The sequence below is a fragment of the Bacillus cereus group sp. MYBKT14-1 genome, assembly GCF_051915185.1.
In the GTDB taxonomy this organism is placed as follows: domain Bacteria; phylum Bacillota; class Bacilli; order Bacillales; family Bacillaceae_G; genus Bacillus_A; species Bacillus_A cereus.
In genome coordinates, this window is the sequence record NZ_JBQAEF010000016.1 from 56,599 (window position 1) to 75,330 (window position 18,732).

The window sequence follows — 18,732 nt, forward strand, 5'->3', positions numbered from 1 at the left end:
TAGAATTCTAGAAAGCTATGATGTATATATTACAGGGGAACTAGAAGAGGCGGATAAATATATTATTTAATATAAGGATTTACTTACAATCAATTAACTGAGGACATTAAGGTTAATTGATTCCACAATATTATATATGATTAAGGATACAACATTTTATTTAAAGGATCTCCAAATAGTTTTTAATAATATGTACTTAAGGAGAACAATACATGTGTATTTATAATGAAGATTATGTTAAAAATGTGCGAGCATGTATTAATAGAACAACTAATTCTCGTTACGTTTTAGTTGTAAAGCTAAATAATAATAATAAAGAAGCTGTTGCGGTTATTATGAAAAACCCAAGTAAAGCTAATAAAAGTAAATCTGATAAGACTATAAATAATGTGATTGAAGTTGCTTACCAAAGAGGTTTTGGTATGGTTTATATTCTGAATTTATATAGTTATTATTCTCCAGAGGTTAAGGGTATTACAGCGTTAATTGAAAAGAGCGATAAAAAAGATTTAGAGATTAATAATAGTTATATTCAAAAAGTAATGGAGAGAGTTAATAAGGTAATTGTTGGTTGGGGAACTATACAAGCTAAAAAAACTGTTTTGAAAAATTACGATAATAGAGTCAAAAGTGTATATGAATTAATTAAAGATAAAGAACTATATGTAATAGACGAAGACTTTACCACTAGTAATTATCCTAAACATCCACAGACATTAGCATTACGTTCCTCTAAAGTAACTCTTAAATCATGGAAACCAACTAACATGTAAAAAGTAGAATAATCAGCATTGTTTTAAAAATATGTAGCTGACTATGACATAATGTTAGTTTCTTCCCGGAATAGTTAGAATGTTTTGTTTTTTTATCGAGAGAAATAAAAAACCACTCAAAAGCGAGTGGTTAGATCAGAAATGAAGTTCAAGAAGTTTAGATTCAGAAGAATTATTCTTTCTAGAAAGTTTCTGCCTTTTTAATTCTCTTTCAGCATCAAAATGAATTTTATCAGTATTTCTATAATATCCTAATGAATGTTTTGTTATTTCATCTTTAAGCTGTACATCATCGTAATGAAACTGGATATATTGGCTACTACACACTTCAAATTCATCATGATTGCTGTTTTTTATAGTACCACCAAATATATACGAATAGGGATAGGAATCATAATCTTTAATTTCAAAATCACCTAGAATATCTATAAATTGATTTTGCAATCCTTCATAATAGATTTTTGGATTAGGAATAACGAATTTTACTCGTTCAAAATAGTTCATATGATCTAAATTCTCTTCATGGACTTGATCTGATATATATTTAAGATTTAGCCAATCATCATATGAAATTTGAGGTGAATAAAATTCCAAATTACGGAAATCGCAAAGTAATTCTACATTTTGAGCAATAATAATTAAGTTATCATCGTAATAATCAATACTTAAAATTTCTGCTTCTGACATACCAATAGAGATAGAGAACTGATCTTCACTTAATGTAATATTCATTATTTTCACCTACCTTTTTCTCAATACAATTTGTTTAATCGTATGATTTTCAATGGATTTTCCGTTACTAAGACATGAATTCCAAAAATTAGGATGGCAATGCTGACTCTTAGTAACAGTTATAAAACCTTTTTTTTCTAAAATTTTTTCAGATGCCATCCAAACTTCTTTGAAGTACGAGTTTGAAATATTCCCAGTAATCACCATTAGTCCGTCAGTTTTCAGAACATCATATGCTTTAGAACGAAGTGGATAGAACCTATGAGGACAAAGCATAAATATTAGGTCTACGCTTTCTGGCTTATAAATTTCATCTAAACCATTCGCATCGCAACGAATAATGTTATGGGTCTCTGAAAGTTTTATATCAATATTATCTGCATATCCAAATATTCTCTCTCCACAACCTACATTTAAAACTAACATATAACCCCTCACTTAATTCCTAAGATTCAATTTATTTATAATTATAAATGAAGGGTTTATAATTTTCATTAGTTTTTCCAAAAATACCAATTTTAAATCATAACTGATAAAAATTTTGATATTCATTATATGCGAGTGACTTAAAATAGATACTGTCGAATTGAAAATTGTTATTTATTGGGATTGAAGATATATAAAATAAAGACTATCTATATGCATTGCAAACCAGTAATTAGCGTTGACATTACGCAAGTCACCAACAATAATTTAGATGTAATCAATGAAAAATTGGGTTTTAGAAATCAATAATTCCTTCTTTAACTATTATCGATATTTGCACTTAAGCGGTAATGAGCAGGCGTAAAAATGAAACCTAAACATTTCAAGGGTTTCTAGATTGAAATTAATTACTGCTTTGCTATTATTAACAAATAGATCAAGCGAGTCAATATGTAATTTCCCTCATTGTGGAGTGGTTAAAATACCATTATGATGTTATGGGCGTACTTCTAAAGTCGGGCAAGATAATGAATTAGAGGCGCAAGGATGGTTATTAGAAGAAGTAGGATGTATAAGAATATTTTTTTGAAAGATAACAAGTATGAGAGGAGTATTACAATAAAAATTAGTTAGAAAGATATGATAACATTATTTGGAATATGTTATGGGTGTTAAAAAGTGACTATTGAAGATACCATATTAATTAAAATCAGTTACTCATATGTTGATGGAATATCTGCAGATAAACTATATAATACAACAAGCATAAGTTGAGTAATATCCCAAAAGAAATTAGAAGATGGAAATATAAAGAATTTTTGTGCAGTTTATAATAATGCAATACAAGAAGTCTATGAATTAGAGAGTTTTGAACGTGATACGAACCAAGGGAAAGAGGTGAGATCCATCCTTCTTGGAAATGTAATAATTTACTTAAGAATTGAAATCCTATTATATGATTTTAAAAGAGACATGTTAATGGGAGTTAAATTGGTTCAATTTTCTATTGAAATTTACGTACGACAATGTCGTTATTATGATTTCTCCATAGGGTGCTACTACCTTCGAGTTGAACGTGGAAAAGGACTTCTAATTCTGCCTAAGTACTAATACTGGGAAATTATTTGATTGAGGATTATTAATGGCATAGGGTGAGATCCGGTGAATTAGTGCTCTTTAAATCTATTAAAGCCTTCTAAAAAATGAGTGTCTGAACTTCTGATTTTATACTAATTATTCTCCTATTATCAGCTCCAGGTGGGGCAAAGACATACTGATAGATGGTTTGTCTTTTAATCATCCATCATTTACTCCATTGATCACCACTTAATAAATCTCCAGCAGTTATAGACCAAATTATCCCATTAAATAACTCGATTCTAGGAGCAAAACGCCAGGAGCCACAATCTGGTCGTGGAACTCGGTTTTATTGTAGCTCATAGCGATATGTAACTCCGAATTGTAGTTTGAGTAGCGAGTCACCATCATGAGTTTTCATACCTTTGAAATGAAAGCCATCTGGCTTGGATTCCGCGGTATAGGGATAATCAACTAAATGTTTTGAATTTAGTTCCGAAAATTCGTATCCTGTCGGTCTGGGACAAGCTGTATATCATCAATCCTTTCCTCATTAATATATGACGGCACCATATAATTCATAACTTTATACTCAGGGAAACAGTACTATATTACAGCTAATCAACTTTTGTTAGTGTATGTTAATAGGTACGTAGAAAAGACCACCTATTATGGGGGGCCGATTTTCGTATTCTTCCATTTTAAAACGGGATTACCTAATCTATACGAATCGACTGGATACCTTGTAAACTGCCCATTCAACACAGTTTTCCCCTGCGAAATTAATACTCCCATTTGTTTATAATAACGGGGGAGTGAGGGTCTGTTTATAGGGTCAACTGGTACAGATACCCTTATACTAAACAACTGTCGTGGTGGAATTATAAATGTGACCAGACCAACAAATATGGTTACTCTTTCGGGCTCGCAATAGATGCAACCATCGTCGCTGTTGCGCGTATTAGCGTCGTCGTTAATCAGTTAACCACAAAGATATCCATATGAAGGGTATACGTCACCATCGTAAGTATCTTAGTAGTTTTATTGCTATAGTTACGGTCTGTGGTTAGCTGTTTGATTAAGCGCGAATAGCAGTTACTCAGTAGATGTTTTTAGTAATTTATCAAAATCAATGTTGAATTTTGACAATGCAAGCGGAAAAATAAAAACCAGAAGAGCAGTTTTATCTAAAATTTTAATCCTTTTCATCCACCATTTATTTTTTGTTTCTGAAATAAGATCGACAGCAGCAAACAAGTATGCTGAAACTGAAAAAGAAAATAGCCAAAATGAGTTGGATTCAAAAAGGCCTGCTAATCGAAAAACAGATATTATTATTAATATAATTCCCAATGTGTAGGTAAGATGTCTCATTGTCTCTCAAGTTTTCTTTTTGTATTATGAGTGTCTTATTGACTATTAGTCATTGTTTAGTGTTAATGTATCTATTCTATCGTTTCGATAGGGAACTATTCTTTCTTCTATACATATGATTCTGACAGGGTTCAAAAGAAAGACCTCCATCTTATCAAGCTGGAGGTCTTTAATATTTATTAATCTTCTTTTTGTGTAATAAACTTCCAAAATTTTTTTAATTCCTCACGTTTTTGTAGAGGGGCGTTCTTTATATCTTTAAACCATTGATGAAGTTCTGGATCTTGTACGTCTGTAATTTGTCTTATTTCTGTTGTACCGAGGAGGTAATCAATAGATACTTCAAAGAAAGTGGCTAATTTTATCAATGTATTATAATCAGGCTCTCTTTTACCTTGCTCATACATTGCATATGTAGTTCGGGCTATTCCTAGTTTTTTTGCCATATCTTCCTGACGTAGTTTTCGTTCTTTTCGAAGAGTGTGTAATCTTGTGCCAAACATATGCTACCTCCTTTCAGGTGTTTTTTTATATCAATTATAACGTCACAAATTGTAACATTTAACAAAGTACACGAAATGTGTAAAAAATATTGATTTTACATTTTTTTTCATATATTATTATCATTAAGTACACATTGTGTGACAATTTAGGAGGGGGATAATGAGAGTGTGGTTATTAAAAAAACGTAAACATAGAGAGAAAACACAGGAGTATATTGCATGTAAAGCAAGAATATCTAGAAGTATGTATGCAATGATTGAAAGTGGTGAAAGGAGTCCTAGTGTACCTGTTGCAAAAAAAATAGCTAAGGTACTAAATTTTGATTGGACTCTTTTTTTGAAGAATAATGTCACGTTTTGTGTAATTACGGACCTGAAAAGTTCATTTCTATATTGTTCTCTAAAACAAAATAATTTATTAAGTATTTTTAAACAAAAATTAAATAAGGAAGTGTTCAATATGAATATGAAAACATTTGAAATGCGTGAAAAACGATTAGCAGAACTACTAGGTGCAAAGGTACTATGGGAGTTTATCAGTGCTGTAACAGAGGAGATTGAAAAGCAGGAATTAGAATCTACACCAGGTTTACTAGAAGATCTATTCATACATGTGAAAGAAACTATTCAAATTCAAAATATGAATCAAAGCATAACAAAAGCCCCTGTAAAAACAGAGGCCGATGCTATAAATAAAGATACATTATTTATGGAAGCATATGTAGAATTAATCAATCATAAGTTTGTTATTTCTGAATTAGCTGTAGAGCTTTCATCTGTTCTAAAAGAATTAAATTGTTTTGTTCAATCATCTTTGCCACAGCTTCAAAATAAGCTTGACTCTCAAGAACCTCAACCTGCTTCTCTTTAAGGAATTTTATTTCTTTATGCTCAAATATGTTATTTCTGGATTGTCGGATTAATTTATTATCTATGCACAACGTATTGAAGAATATGTTTTATTTTAAATTATATATATGTGATATAATATATAAATCATTTTTGGGGAGGAATTATTTATGAAGTACAATAAACATAATTGGGTACATTTAAAGAGGGAAAGCGTATCAATGACCCTATAAACTACGTCTACCCTTATTATTGGAGGGTAAAGTGTGAATTCATCTCATTCACATTCAATATTACGCCATAATCAAATTTTATTATGGCTCTGTGTTCTTTCTTTTTTCAGTGTTTTAAACGAAATGGTTTTGAATGTTTCATTACCTGATATCGCTAGGGATTTTAATAAGGAGCCAGCGAGTATAAATTGGATAAACACAGCGTTCATATTAACTTTTTCTATAGGAACAGCTGTATATGGAAAACTATCAGATCAGTTAGGCATCAAAAAGCTACTCTTATTTGGAATTATAGTGAATTGCTTCGGATCAGTTATCGGGTTTGTTGGACATTCGTTCTTTTCTGTACTTATTTTGGCTCGGTTTATTCAGGGAGCTGGCGCAGCTGCATTTCCAGCACTTGTAATGGTTGTTGTTGCGCGCTATATTCCAAAAGAAAATAGCGGTAAAGCATTTGGTCTTATTGGGTCCATTGTAGCAATGGGAGAAGGTGTCGGACCATCTGTAGGTGGAGTAATTGCCGAATATGCTCATTGGTCTTATATACTGCTTTTGCCTGTTGTAACGGTTATCACTGTTCCTTTCCTTGCAAAATTATTGAAACAGGAAGATGTAATAAAAGGAAGTATTGATGTTAAAGGAATAATATTTATGTCCGTGGGTATTGTATTTTTTATAATGTTTACGACATCTTATAGAATTTCCTTTCTAGTTATTAGCATTATATGTTTCTTGATATTTGTTAAACATATTAGGAAAGTGTCTAATCCTTTTGTTAATCCTTCGCTAGGAAAAAATATATCATTTATGATTGGAATCATTTGTGGAGGACTTATATTGGGAACCGTAGCAGGATTTATTTCTATGGTTCCTTATATGATGAGAGATGTCTACCAATTAAGTACTGCCACAATTGGAAGTGGGATTATTTTTCCTGGAGCCATGAGTGTTATTGTTTTCGGTTATATTGGGGGAGTGCTTGTTGATAAGAAAGGTTCTCTATTTGTATTAACAACTGGAGTTGCATTTCTTTCTATAAGCTTTTTAGTAGCTGCCCTTTTTATAGAAACAACGCCTTGGGTCATAACAATTATAGTGATTTTTGTTTTTGGCGGGCTTTCTTTTACGAAAACAGTTATCTCTACCATCGTTTCAAGTAATTTGGAACAAAAGGAAACAGGTGCTGGAATGAGTTTGCTTAATTTCACAAGCTTTCTATCGGAAGGAATGGGTATTGCAATTGTAGGTGGATTATTATCGATACATTTGCTAAATCGAAAATTATTACCTATAAATGCTGATCCGTCCACTCATTTGTATAGTAATTTGCTATTAATTTTTGCAGGAATCACAATTACGAGCTGGTTAGTTACAATGAAAATGTATAAACGCTCAAGAAGAAATATATAAAAGAGCCAAAGAATTCATTTTTAAAAGAATATATTGTTATATTTTTTGGTAGTGAATATCTTACATCAAAAATTAAATGATTTTAAGTATAACCTCGTCCTAATTATAGAACGGGGTTATACTTTTTTAAACTTTTAAACATAAATAACTTCATTGTCGCTTTATTATGATATAAATTTGATTGTGGCTTATAAGGTGTAGTCATTGAGCGATGAGAGGGATAATAATATTGCTGTGGACTTGAAGGTGAAGATGGATGATAATACAAGGTCTATCACTCCTTATCTTAATCATATTTTTCTCGATATTTTATTCATCTGTATATTTTTGGATAATTGTCTATGCATAATTGGGTGAATGCCAACTAAAACAGACGGTTTCCTCTTAAAACTCAATACAACAATATATGTATTAGTTACATTGGATGAAATAAGAAACCCAACTTAGATAAGATGGGTTTTTTTAATATGATACAATGCCTACCTGATACCCAAAGCTCTTTTTGGCTCTAGGAATATCTGTTAGCACCATCCGCAGTAATAGCAACAATCTAAAGGACTACTTCCACCTTTTGCGCATTCTTTCATACAAGGATCATTTGAAGGGGAATGGGTACTATGCGAATCCACGTACATCGTTTCAGGATAGGAATAGGGAGAATAAGATGGCTGTGGATTATAAGGTACAGCTTGGTTCATGCCATAAGTTGTATATGCCGTAGGTCTTGTACATTGTAGATACCAAGGTCTTGTTTTATACTGCCAACATATAGGCCGACATTCATATTCGAAACCTGGAGCTCCAGGTGTGCAATCCGCCATACATTGGGCATAGGTATAAGGGACTTTATAACAATACTGACGGTACAAAGACAATCACTCCTTATCTTAATCTTGTTTTCCACAATATTATATTTAGCTGTATACTTTTTGGGAAATTGTCCATGCATAATTGTCTACCATGCATAGCAAAGGTTAAATTTAAAATATGAACAAAGCTACTTTAACGGATCCGGAAATGTTCGTTAATTGAAAGACGGTGAGAAATTGGGTTTAAGGGACAGATTTTCAAATTTTTTATTTAAACAAGCTGAAAAGCGAGGTTTGTTCGAAGATATTTTTAATAATACTGTTCGATATGGTGGTAGATATGCAGGCGATGATAATATCTTGGAATCTAGTGATGTTTATGAATTACTACGAGATATAAGTAATCAAATGATGTTGGCTGAGATTGTTGTGGAAGATAAAGACGGTAAGGAAATTAAAAATGATTCAGCTCTCAAGGTATTAAAGAATCCAAACAATTATCTTACATAGTCTGAATTCATTAAGTTAATGACTAATACCTATTTACTTCAAGGTGAAGTCTTTCCGGTGTTGGATGGTGACCAATTAAATTTAGCATCTAATGTTTATACAGAATTGGATGATAGATTGATAGAACATTTCAAAGTGAATGGAGAAGAAATTCCATCATTTATGATTCGACATGTGAAGTATATTGGTGCCGATCATCTAAAAGGTAAAGTTATTCTTGATTTAGGTAAGGATACGCTTGAAGGTGTTATGTCAGCTCAGAAAACTTTAACTGAAAAGTATAAAAAAGGTGGATTACTAGCATTTTTACTTAAGTTAGATGCTCATATTAATCCACAGAACGGTGCACAGTCAAAATTAATTAAAAGGATTTTAGATCAGTTAGGATCAATTGATGATGCAAGGTCCGTTAAAATGATTCTACTAGGAAAAGGGTACTTAATAGAAACGCTTAAAAGCTCACTAGATGATGAAAAGACTCTGGCCTATCTAAAAATGTATATAAAAAGGATTTAGGTAAGTTTTTAGGGGGAAATGTGGACACATACACGGCCCTGATTAAGGAAAACCTCGAGCAAGCAATGATGTATTTGCATAACAAGGCAGTTAGACCGATAATGAAAAATTTTGAAGACCATTTGAGTCTTCTTTTTTTCGGCAAAAATTCCGACAAACGTATTAAATTTAAGATAAATATCCTTGATTTTGTTACTTATAGCATGAAAACAAACATTGCTTACAACATTGTTCGGACAGGAATTACATCGCCAGATAATGTTGCGGATATGCTTGGATTCCCTATGCAAGATACACCTGAATCAAAAGCGATTTATATTTCAAATGACTTATCAAAAATTGGTGAGAAAAAAGCTACAGATGATTCACTGAAGGGAGGTGATGGAAATGGTAAAGACCAAAGGAAACACGGACATTTGACATCATCAAATTAAGTACCAGGGATGCTACAGAAGAACAACCTTCCAAGATAATGGGTTATGCAGCTGTGTTTAATTCAAAAACAACTATTGGTGGATGGTTTGATGAAGTGATTTATTTGTAATTACAACAAATTAGTTAAGAAAGAATTAAATACAAGTGGTTACTAAAATAGTGTTTTCCTTAAATTATTCTCATTTAATGTATCTCATGTATTAGTCTTCTTATCTCATTTTTTCTAAGAGTCATCCCAGCTTAAGAAACTGTGTAACGGAAACCAAAGAAACATGAAGTCAAATTAATACAGTAAAAGAACAATTTAAAAATATGTTGTGATTATAAAATGGTGCCAAGAAAGGATTGCTCATTTTATGCTTCTACAGTTCATACAATAAATTGATGAATTTCTAAAAGCGGAACCATATTTGGAAATTTAGGCTGATGATGAGTGAAGTAAAGATGCTTGGTGTTGTGAAAAATTAGGTAGTTTAAAAGGGGATTTTTTATGAAGAATGAACAAGTAGTAACTTGTAATAAAAAAGGAAGTATTGCTGTCGTTACAATTCAAAATCCACCAGTCAACACTTTAAGTTTAGAAGTAGTTCAACAATTAGTAGATGTATTAGAGGAAATAGAAATTGATAATGATATTTCAGTCGTAATTATAACTGGAAGTGGAGAAAAGGCTTTTGTAGCAGGAGGGAATATAAAAGAATTTCCAGATTGGATGGGCAAAGGTGAAAAATATGCCGAGATGAAATCATTAGAATTGCACCAACCTCTTAAGCAACTAGAGAATTTGTCTAAACCGACTATAGCTGCTGTTAATGGGTTAGCACTAGGTGGTGGATGTGAATTAGCACTTGCTTGTGACTTAAGGATAATAGAAGAACAGTCTTTAATTGGTTTACCGGAAATTACGTTAGGTTTATTTCCTGGGGCTGGAGGAACACAACGCTTACCTAGATTAATTGGAGAAGGGAAAGCAAAAGAGATGATGTTCACAGGGAAATCGATTACAGCTAAAGAAGCAAAAGAAATAGGCTTGGTTAACTACATTACCCCTCGAGGAGAGGCGTTAAATAAAGCAAAAGAGATTGCAAGTGATATAAGTAAATTTTCTCTTCCAGCTCTCGCCTATATGAAGTTGGCAATTCGCGAAGGGGCAGCCGTACCTTTACAAGAAGGGCTTGAGATTGAAGCGCGTTACTTTGGAAAAGTATTTCAAACAGAGGATGTGAAGGAGGGGGTAAAGGCATTTATTGAAAAAAGAATGCCGCATTTTACAAATAAATAGAATGGGACGAAAAAAGTTATCCAGGTTTATTCTACACTATGTCAACATAGATGCTGTTTTTAAAGCTATTTATTTGTTTTTCGCAACACCTTTTAGATCTAGTTCGTCTAATAAATAGATTTGTAGTAGCATGTCTATTTCAAAAGTGAAAATAAATAAAAAGGCGGAGGAATAGAATGGAAAATGGTACAAATGAAAAGGAAATAAATCAAACGCCTTTAGTAAGTGTATTAATTCCTACGTATAATCGTCCACACTACTTTGAAAAAGCTTTATGTAGTGTATTAGAACAAACGTATCCTAATATAGAAATTATAATAGGGGATGATAGTACAAACGACGAAACAGAGAAAGTGTTACAAAAGTACTTGTATGATCATTCAAATATTATTTATATAAAAAATAGGTCAACTCTTGGACAATTTGAGAACTCACGTATGTTATTTCATGAAGCGAAAGGTGAGTATATAAACTTCTTAATGGATGATGATTTATTTCATATAAATAAAATTGAAAAAATGATGAAATACTTTTTAAATGACCTAGATAATGAAATTAAGCTTGTAACATCCCATCGCCAAGTAATGGATGCAGAAGGAAACCTATTGCCAGATGTTTATGCAACGATGCGTTTATTTTTTACAGATACGATTATAGATGGGCTACAATTAGGAAAAATGGTGATTATGAATCAAAAGAATTATATAGGAGAACCGACAACGGTTTTATTTCGTAAAAGTGATTTAACAGAACCGTATGGTGTATTTGATAAAAGGCGGTATCTTTGCAACGTAGATGTAGCTTCATGGTTATCCTTACTGAGTAAAGGGAAAGCAGTATATATAGCGGAGACACTCAGTTACTTTCGATTACATTCAAATCAGCAGTTAAATGAATCTAATAAAATGATGGATGGGTTAGAGGATTTTTCTCATAGTATTATTATAGCCGGAGAAAAATATGGTTTCTTATCCTCCGAAGAGGAGTTAGACAGAGCTATTACAAATTTTCTAGACTATGCAAGAAGAATCGTTCCATCATCCATATTATATTCATTGGACTACTATCAACAAATCAAGCTAAAGAAAATAAATATTGAAAAGAAAAAACAGCGTATGAATATCAACTCGCACCTCCCAAAAGTCAGTATACTAATTCCTGCCTACAATAGACCTCATTACTTAGAATTAGCCCTCAAAAGTGCTTTGAATCAAACCTATGAAAATATTGAAATTATAATTTCTGACGATAGTACAAATGATGAAGTAAAAGCAATGATCCAACCATACCTAAAAGAATATGAATATATAACATATGTTAAAAATGAAAATCCATTGGTGGCTGAAAATTTTAATCAATGTATAGAGCTTGCTACTGGTGAATATATAAATTTTTTATTAGATGATGATTTATTTCATCTTGAAAAGATTGAGAGAATGATGAAATACTTTTTTGAATTAGAAAACATTGCATTTGTGACGTCGTACCGTGAACTGATTGATGAGAATGGAGAGGTATTATCCCCCTCAACATTGAATATGAAAATTGCCATAGAAACTACAATTTTTGAAGGGGAAACACTAGGGAATTATATGTTGAAAAACTTGAAAAACGTAGTTGGAGAACCGACAACAGTTTTGTTTAATCGCAATTTTTTTGGAGGGAAATTTGGTTATTTTAAAGGGAAAGCGTATTCTTCTATTAATGACATTGCAACTTGGTTAGATATGATGAGGAAAGGAAAAGTAGTTTATATAGAGGAACCTCTTAGCTACTTTAGACAGCATAGTGGACAAAATCAAAAACAAATGTACTTTATATTAATGACAATTGAAGAATGGATTGAATTAATTACAGATGCACATAATAGTGGGTTTTTAAATACTGAACAAGATTATAAAGAGAGCTTATCTTATTGTTTGGAGAATGCGGGATTTATACTTAAGGATGCAGTAAGAAGTGGAGAACTAGATCAAATTTATAATGAAAAGATAAAAAACGGGTTAATTAAACTAGTTACTCATATATTTGAGAAAAATATTTGTTATTGCCAATATTGCAATCAAGAATTTAAAAGTTTTTCTCCTTGGCCAGCACATTATGATTTTCTAAAATATGAATTTGAGATGTGGAATAAAGATACAGGTATCTGTCCAGTTTGCTATTCGATGGATCGTGACAGGTTGTATCGTGCGTACATTGAAACAGAGACGGATTTGTTAAGTAGGAATTATACTATGCTTCATATTGCACCTGAAGAGAAGGTAAGAGGGTGGCTTAACCAGTTTAAAAACATTACTTATACATGTGGGGATTTAGAACCAAAGGATTCTTTAATGGAGGAAATTGATATTACGAGAATTGCATACGAAGATAATACCTTTGATGTTATTTTATGTAGTCATGTATTAGAACACGTGCCTGACGATGAAAAAGCAATGCGAGAATTATATAGGGTACTAAAGCCAAATGGATGGGGAATTATTCAAGTGCCAATCGTAATGAATGTAGATTTTATTATAGAGGATAAATCTATTGTAACGCCATTATTGAGAAAATTAGCCTTTGGTCAAGAAGATCATGTTAGGATTTATAATCGATCGGGATTTATTCAACGATTAACAGATGCGGGCTTTAAGGTAGAATTGTATAACATAGCTGAGAAACAAGGAATAGAAATTGCTAGGAAATTCGGATTATCTGAAACGGATATGCTCTATATTGTCCGAAAATGATAGAAAGGAATAGATGCATATGGAGAATATTCCTTTTTTACGTGCGTCAATTGTACCTGCAAACGAGTACTTAGATAAATTAGAGCAAATTGATATATCCCACATATATACAAATTATGGACCTATAAATCAACGTTTTGAAGAAACAATTATGTCGGAATTTTTTCAGAACAGGGGAGCAGTTACAACAGTAGCAAACGCAACACTAGGGTTAATGGCGGCAATTCAATGTAAGAAAAGAAAAAAAGGAAAGTATGCTCTTATGCCTAGTTTTACATTCCCTGCTACTCCATTGGCAGCTATTTGGTGTGGCTTGGAGCCTTATTTTATTGATATTTCATTAGATGATTGGTGTATGGATAAAACGGTACTTTTGGATAAGATTGATGAATTAAAAGAAGAGGTTGCAGTTGTTGTTCCATATGCAACATTCGGATCATGGATGGACTTGAAAGACTATGAAGAATTAGAGAAAAAGGGCGTTCCGGTTGTTGTAGATGCGGCACCAGGGTTTGGATTAATGCATGAGGGTATACATTACGGTCAGAATTTTAGTGGTATGACTGTATATAGCTTTCATGCAACAAAGCCTTTCGGAATTGGTGAAGGTGGCATGATATATAGCCATAATGAGGAAGAGATAAATCAAATTAAAAGAATGGGTAATTTTGGATTTGATCATAATCGTGAATGTACGATGATGGGGTTTAACTGTAAAATGACTGAATATGCAGCCGCTATTGGGATTACAACGATAAATAAATGGAATCAAAAAATGCAAGAACGAACTCGTATCTCTGAATGGTATAAACAGTTATTACAAAGTACGGGATTAATAAAAAAAGGCTGGCAAGTTCAAAAGACAGAAGCAGTTATTCATCAATTTATGCCTATTCTCTGTCCAGAAAAAATTAACAATATGCAGGTAATAGAAGTGTTGAAAAAGCAAAAGATAGAAGCTAGATCATATTTTTCACCATCTTGTCACCAACAAGATTTCTTTAAAAACTACAAGTCTACAGATTTAACAAATACAAATAAAATATCAAAACGAATAATTAGTCTACCTTTATGGGAAGGGATGACGAAAGAAATCGTGGAGAAAATTATAATGTGTTTAATGCAGAAGGTGGTGTCCACAGATGAATAGTTTTTATAGTCAAGAAGAGTTGAGCGAAATTGGCTTTCTATCTGTCGGGGAAAATGTATTAATAAGTAAAAAAAACAGTATATATAATCCAGGTGCTATATCTGTTGGAAATAATGTAAGAATCGATGATTTTTGCATTTTAAGTGGCAAAATTACAATTGGAAGTTATTCGCATATAGCGGCATATACAGCTTTATATGGAGGAGAAATAGGGATTGAAATGCATGATTTTGCAAATATTTCATCAAAAACAATTGTATATGCAGCAATTGATGATTTTAGCGGAAATACATTAATGGGACCGACTATTCCACATCAATATAAAAATGTGAAAGCTGGAAAAGTTATTTTAAAAAAGCATGCCATTGTTGGTGCCCATTCTATTATCTTTCCAAATGTAGTAATAGGAGAAGGAGCGGCAGTTGGTGCGATGAGTATGGTAAAAGAAAGTTTAGATGATTGGTATATGTATGCTGGGGTGCCTGTAAGAAAAATAAAAGCTCGTAAAAAAAAGATAGTAGAATTAGAAAATGAATTTTTAAAAAACATCAATTCATGAGTCTTTAAAAGATAACGCTGCAAATTATCTCAAAAAAATAGAAGAAATGACAAATGTATCAAAAGTTACTCTTTACAGAGCAATTAGAAAAAGAAAAAAGAATATTGTTTAAGTACTCACTTAATACGTGAGTACTTTTTTGGTTTAAATAAAGCATTTAAAAAATATCTGAAACAAAAATGTAAAAGTAGATGATTTAGAAATATATACTAAACTGGTGATAGTTATGATGAAAAAATGTACTTAATCTATCGGTTATAGGTTAGTTGAAGAGTAGTGATTATTTGTTTGTGTCTAAAGAAGTCAAAAACGCTAATGGTGAATATCGAGTGTTATATAAAAAAGAGGTTAGGTATCTAAAAGTTCCACCCCTTTTTATAAATGAGTAAATTCAGATAGAGAATGGTGTATATTACAATTATTGCTGTGAATGTAAAAAGTAATAATCCTTTTATAAAAAACCATGATATGAATACTCTTTTTTCTTATCCTATCTTGGTGGTTGTATTATAGATTTATAATCTCCTTGCACCGGTGGTGTTAAGCATATCAGTTGGCATTCTAAGAGATTTAATTGTACACATTCCATTATCTTTAAAAGAGAATATTGCAGTAATCATCTCATGACCTGCTTCATTGTCAATTCTGTGTACAAATAAACGTGTTCCAGCAGGAATTACAAATAGAAAAGGTGTTTGACCAGTAGGGGTCATTTCTATTTTTAAATCTTTTTGCGTGTCATAAAAATTTCCAACCTCAAATGCACGAAATTCATTTGAATTATTATAATAGTTATATGGATATAGATTCTGATACATAAATCTAACCTCTTTCTTTTTGTAAATTTATTTAATACATTAACCTATATATTCATTAATTTAATTTGTGTATAGGCTAAAACATAATAATAGGGAAAATCGTATGGGGGAATGGATTTGATATTTTTACAATGGATTATATATTGCCAGTCACTGCCGTCTTATAGAAATAAGACAGTAATTTTCGTAAGTAGTTTGATGTCGTTGTTTATTGAAGAGCGGTAATAAAAAATATACAAGAAATGAGCGTTATTAAATTTATAGAAAAGCAGAATTTTTCTAGCGACAATTAGAAGTCAACAAAAACAATTTCAGCAAGACAAGACGAAAAATCACGATATCAACTTTAAATAGAATGATAAAAGCACGTGCAGCCTAAACATGTGCTTTTTTTTGCATATTTACATGGGAAATGAGCGGGAAGGACATTTCACACGGTTTGATTAGTATAATCGTTAATTTTATTGGAAAGTGTGCGCGGGTGTGATAGCTCATGCGACTTTGTATCTTTCTATGAAATGAAAGATGGTATGTAGTGTTTATTTTAGTATACATTTTAAGTTGGAAATTCGATGCTTAGGGCAAATTAAAATGCCCAATTATCTTAATTGAAAAGGAAAGAGAAACGCTAAGCGTAAATGGGCAACACGTAAATTACCTAATTAAAACAGGAGGAAATTACATATTCTTAATATTTGTAATTATGGAATTTAATCAAAATACTTCGAAACAATTATTATCTTTATGTTATATCGTGAAAGATAATGTATTACCTTTACTATCTATAATTTGATTATAGATAGTAAAGGTATATTACGAAATATTCTTATGGAAGTTACCGGTTTAAGTTTAATTAAGTAAAGGGATAGAGCACTTTAAAAAATCATCATAGATAAAATAGGGTTATTACATCTTGTGTATGTTTAATCCTCTGATATAGGAGATAGTTTTTTGTTAGGCAATCCCCCAATTTTGTATAGACAATCATCTAACACATAGACAGAAAAATATAATACCGAGAAAAATACATTTAAATTGAGGAGTGATTGTCTGTGTATTATCCGTATTACCCGTATTATCCACCTTATACTTATGACGATGGTATAGCGAATCGTACAACTGGTCCTAATCCAGATTTATACCAGGCTGGTTATCAAGACGGCTATCAAGCTGGTTATCAAGATGCGCAAAAACCTGAGCAATATGTGGGGGAGGAAACTTCCATTAGACAAAGCTATCCACTAGTTGTCCGAGGAGGTGGTGCTCTTAGTTTTAGTGTACATCCGGGAAATCAGCAGGGAGATTTCAATATACTTGAGCTGTTTTTTAGGGGAGGACAAAAGCCAGCAACTTCAGGGTTAGCTCCTGGTGAAGGTTCTTGGGTTGATCGCGGGCTGAGGGAAAACGAACCGACCATTATTCATCAGTGGGTTCCCGCGGGTGTTACATCTGCCCGTTGGTTCAATGATTTAAGAGACTCAAATAAGTACTGGACATTCTATGTATATAATACAGGTCAGGGAGTAATGAGAGTAACACACTCACATCCAGGGAAACCGTTTTAGTTTCAGTTTTTGAACGTATATATCATCGGCCTAGGCTTCTTAGGACTGGAGAGCATAACATACACTTGCTCTTAATAAAAGATGGATAGAGATTAATACTCTTTAAAAAAAGATACCGCACATGCCTTGAATGGGAAGTACAATCTGAAATAGATTCAACCTTCGTTGGGGTAATGGTTCGCCCATTACAGGATAATAATTTTAACACACGGATGAGATATTACACAGGCCACCTCATGAGGGAACGGAATAGTAGTAAGTCCATGCGCAATGAAATTAGTAAAGCTAGAGATTAAAGGGCTTACTTCCTATTACATCAAAACAAGGTTATTAACTTAACTAGTGCTACTCAGAAGATATAAATAGGGGCAAAAGCACTTTGGGAATTTATAAGTGCAGTAATAGAGAGAATTAAAAAGCAAGAATTAGAGTCTATACTAGATTTATTAGAAGACCTATTCATACATGTGAAAGAAACTATTCATACATGTAAAAGAAACTATTCAAATCCAGCATATGAATCAACGTATAATAAAAGCCCCTGTAAAAACAGAGGCTGATGGTATAAATAAAGATACATTATTTATGGAAGCTTATGTAGAATTAATTAATCATAAGTTTGTTATTTCTGAATTAGCTGTAGAGCTTTCATCTGTTCTAAAAGAATTAAATTGTTTTGTTCAATCATCTTTGCCACTGCTTCAAAATGAGCTTGATTCTCCAGAACCTCAATCTGCTTCTCTTTAGGGAGGGATTGAAGTATTTCTTTTATTTCTTTACACTCGTATATGTTATTCTCCGAGTCTTCGATTAATTTATTGCGACGATTGGTGTATTCAAGTGCACCTAAAGTCGCTAATGCGCGAGGATCTAATCCTAGAATTTCCATGTATTCCTCTCCTTTCCTCTACAATAATTCGATAGGGGAAAGGAGATTCCTTTAATGATTTGCTAGAGTTTTTATATAGTTATATAA

14 protein-coding genes and 2 pseudogenes are annotated in these 18,732 nt (G+C 32.2%); 11 read left to right on the top strand and 5 right to left on the bottom strand.

The features are described from left to right. The first annotated feature begins 212 nt into the window (after window positions 1-212). The gene (locus ACTFO4_RS25405; protein WP_440014538.1) at window positions 213-773 is read left to right on the top strand and encodes a DUF1643 domain-containing protein; all 561 of its coding nucleotides are present in this window, start codon (window positions 213-215) and stop codon (window positions 771-773) included. A gap of 135 nt (window positions 774-908) precedes the next feature. Here ACTFO4_RS25405 and ACTFO4_RS25410 read toward each other — a convergent pair whose 3' ends face one another. The 3 genes from ACTFO4_RS25410 to ACTFO4_RS25420 all read right to left on the bottom strand — a co-directional run bounded on the left by ACTFO4_RS25410 (window position 909) and on the right by ACTFO4_RS25420 (window position 4,885). Beyond that, a complete protein-coding gene (locus ACTFO4_RS25410; protein ID WP_440014537.1) occupies window positions 909-1,505 on the bottom strand; it encodes a hypothetical protein in 597 nt (198 codons plus the stop codon). 9 nt (window positions 1,506-1,514) lie between these two features. Beyond that, window positions 1,515-1,931: a hypothetical protein gene (locus ACTFO4_RS25415; protein WP_267378853.1), complete on the bottom strand. Its 417-nt coding sequence runs from the start codon at window positions 1,929-1,931 to the stop codon at window positions 1,515-1,517. 2,630 nt (window positions 1,932-4,561) lie between these two features. After that, a complete protein-coding gene (locus ACTFO4_RS25420; RefSeq protein WP_440014536.1) occupies window positions 4,562-4,885 on the bottom strand; it encodes a helix-turn-helix domain-containing protein in 324 nt (107 codons plus the stop codon). A 160-nt stretch (window positions 4,886-5,045) separates the two neighbouring features. On the opposite strand from ACTFO4_RS25420, the pseudogene ACTFO4_RS25425 reads away from it, so the two are divergent. The 9 genes and pseudogenes from ACTFO4_RS25425 to ACTFO4_RS25465 all read left to right on the top strand — a co-directional run. Continuing rightward, window positions 5,046-5,231 (top strand): annotated as a pseudogene (locus tag ACTFO4_RS25425) (helix-turn-helix transcriptional regulator); the annotation flags it as partial. A gap of 114 nt (window positions 5,232-5,345) precedes the next feature. Continuing rightward, complete coding sequence (locus ACTFO4_RS25430; RefSeq protein WP_440014551.1) at window positions 5,346-5,756, top strand: hypothetical protein; 411 nt, start codon at window positions 5,346-5,348, stop codon at window positions 5,754-5,756. Window positions 5,757-5,904: 148 nt separating this feature from the next. Next, the gene (locus ACTFO4_RS25435; protein ID WP_440014550.1) at window positions 5,905-5,967 is read left to right on the top strand and encodes a tetracycline resistance efflux system leader peptide; all 63 of its coding nucleotides are present in this window, start codon (window positions 5,905-5,907) and stop codon (window positions 5,965-5,967) included. Window positions 5,968-6,000: 33 nt separating this feature from the next. Beyond that, the gene (gene tet, locus ACTFO4_RS25440; protein WP_440014535.1) at window positions 6,001-7,377 is read left to right on the top strand and encodes a Tet(L)/Tet(K)/Tet(45) family tetracycline efflux MFS transporter; all 1,377 of its coding nucleotides are present in this window, start codon (window positions 6,001-6,003) and stop codon (window positions 7,375-7,377) included. Between the two features lie 1,046 nt (window positions 7,378-8,423). Next, window positions 8,424-9,632, top strand: a pseudogene (locus ACTFO4_RS25445) (phage portal protein). Between the two features lie 505 nt (window positions 9,633-10,137). Continuing rightward, a complete protein-coding gene (locus ACTFO4_RS25450; RefSeq protein ID WP_440014534.1) occupies window positions 10,138-10,929 on the top strand; it encodes an enoyl-CoA hydratase in 792 nt (263 codons plus the stop codon). 176 nt (window positions 10,930-11,105) lie between these two features. After that, window positions 11,106-13,664 carry a glycosyltransferase gene (locus ACTFO4_RS25455; RefSeq protein ID WP_440014533.1) on the top strand — a complete coding sequence of 853 codons (2,559 nt, stop codon included), beginning with the start codon at window positions 11,106-11,108 and terminating at the stop codon, window positions 13,662-13,664. A gap of 19 nt (window positions 13,665-13,683) precedes the next feature. Then, entirely contained in the window at window positions 13,684-14,814 is a 1,131-nt protein-coding gene (locus tag ACTFO4_RS25460; RefSeq protein WP_440014532.1) for an aminotransferase class I/II-fold pyridoxal phosphate-dependent enzyme, read from the top strand. Beyond that, window positions 14,807-15,373: an acyltransferase gene (locus ACTFO4_RS25465; RefSeq protein WP_440014531.1), complete on the top strand. Its 567-nt coding sequence runs from the start codon at window positions 14,807-14,809 to the stop codon at window positions 15,371-15,373. The genes ACTFO4_RS25460 and ACTFO4_RS25465 overlap by 8 nt, the downstream gene beginning before the upstream one ends. Window positions 15,374-15,888: 515 nt before the next feature. Here the strand turns inward: ACTFO4_RS25465 and ACTFO4_RS25470 are convergent. After that, the gene (locus tag ACTFO4_RS25470; protein ID WP_119684359.1) at window positions 15,889-16,191 is read right to left on the bottom strand and encodes a hypothetical protein; all 303 of its coding nucleotides are present in this window, start codon (window positions 16,189-16,191) and stop codon (window positions 15,889-15,891) included. 1,052 nt (window positions 16,192-17,243) lie between these two features. On the opposite strand from ACTFO4_RS25470, the gene ACTFO4_RS25475 reads away from it, so the two are divergent. After that, a complete protein-coding gene (locus tag ACTFO4_RS25475; RefSeq protein WP_440014530.1) occupies window positions 17,244-17,756 on the top strand; it encodes a hypothetical protein in 513 nt (170 codons plus the stop codon). 622 nt (window positions 17,757-18,378) lie between these two features. On the opposite strand, the gene ACTFO4_RS25480 is transcribed toward ACTFO4_RS25475, so the two are convergent. After that, window positions 18,379-18,645 carry a hypothetical protein gene (locus ACTFO4_RS25480; protein WP_000404243.1) on the bottom strand — a complete coding sequence of 89 codons (267 nt, stop codon included), beginning with the start codon at window positions 18,643-18,645 and terminating at the stop codon, window positions 18,379-18,381. Window positions 18,646-18,732: the final 87 nt, after the last annotated feature.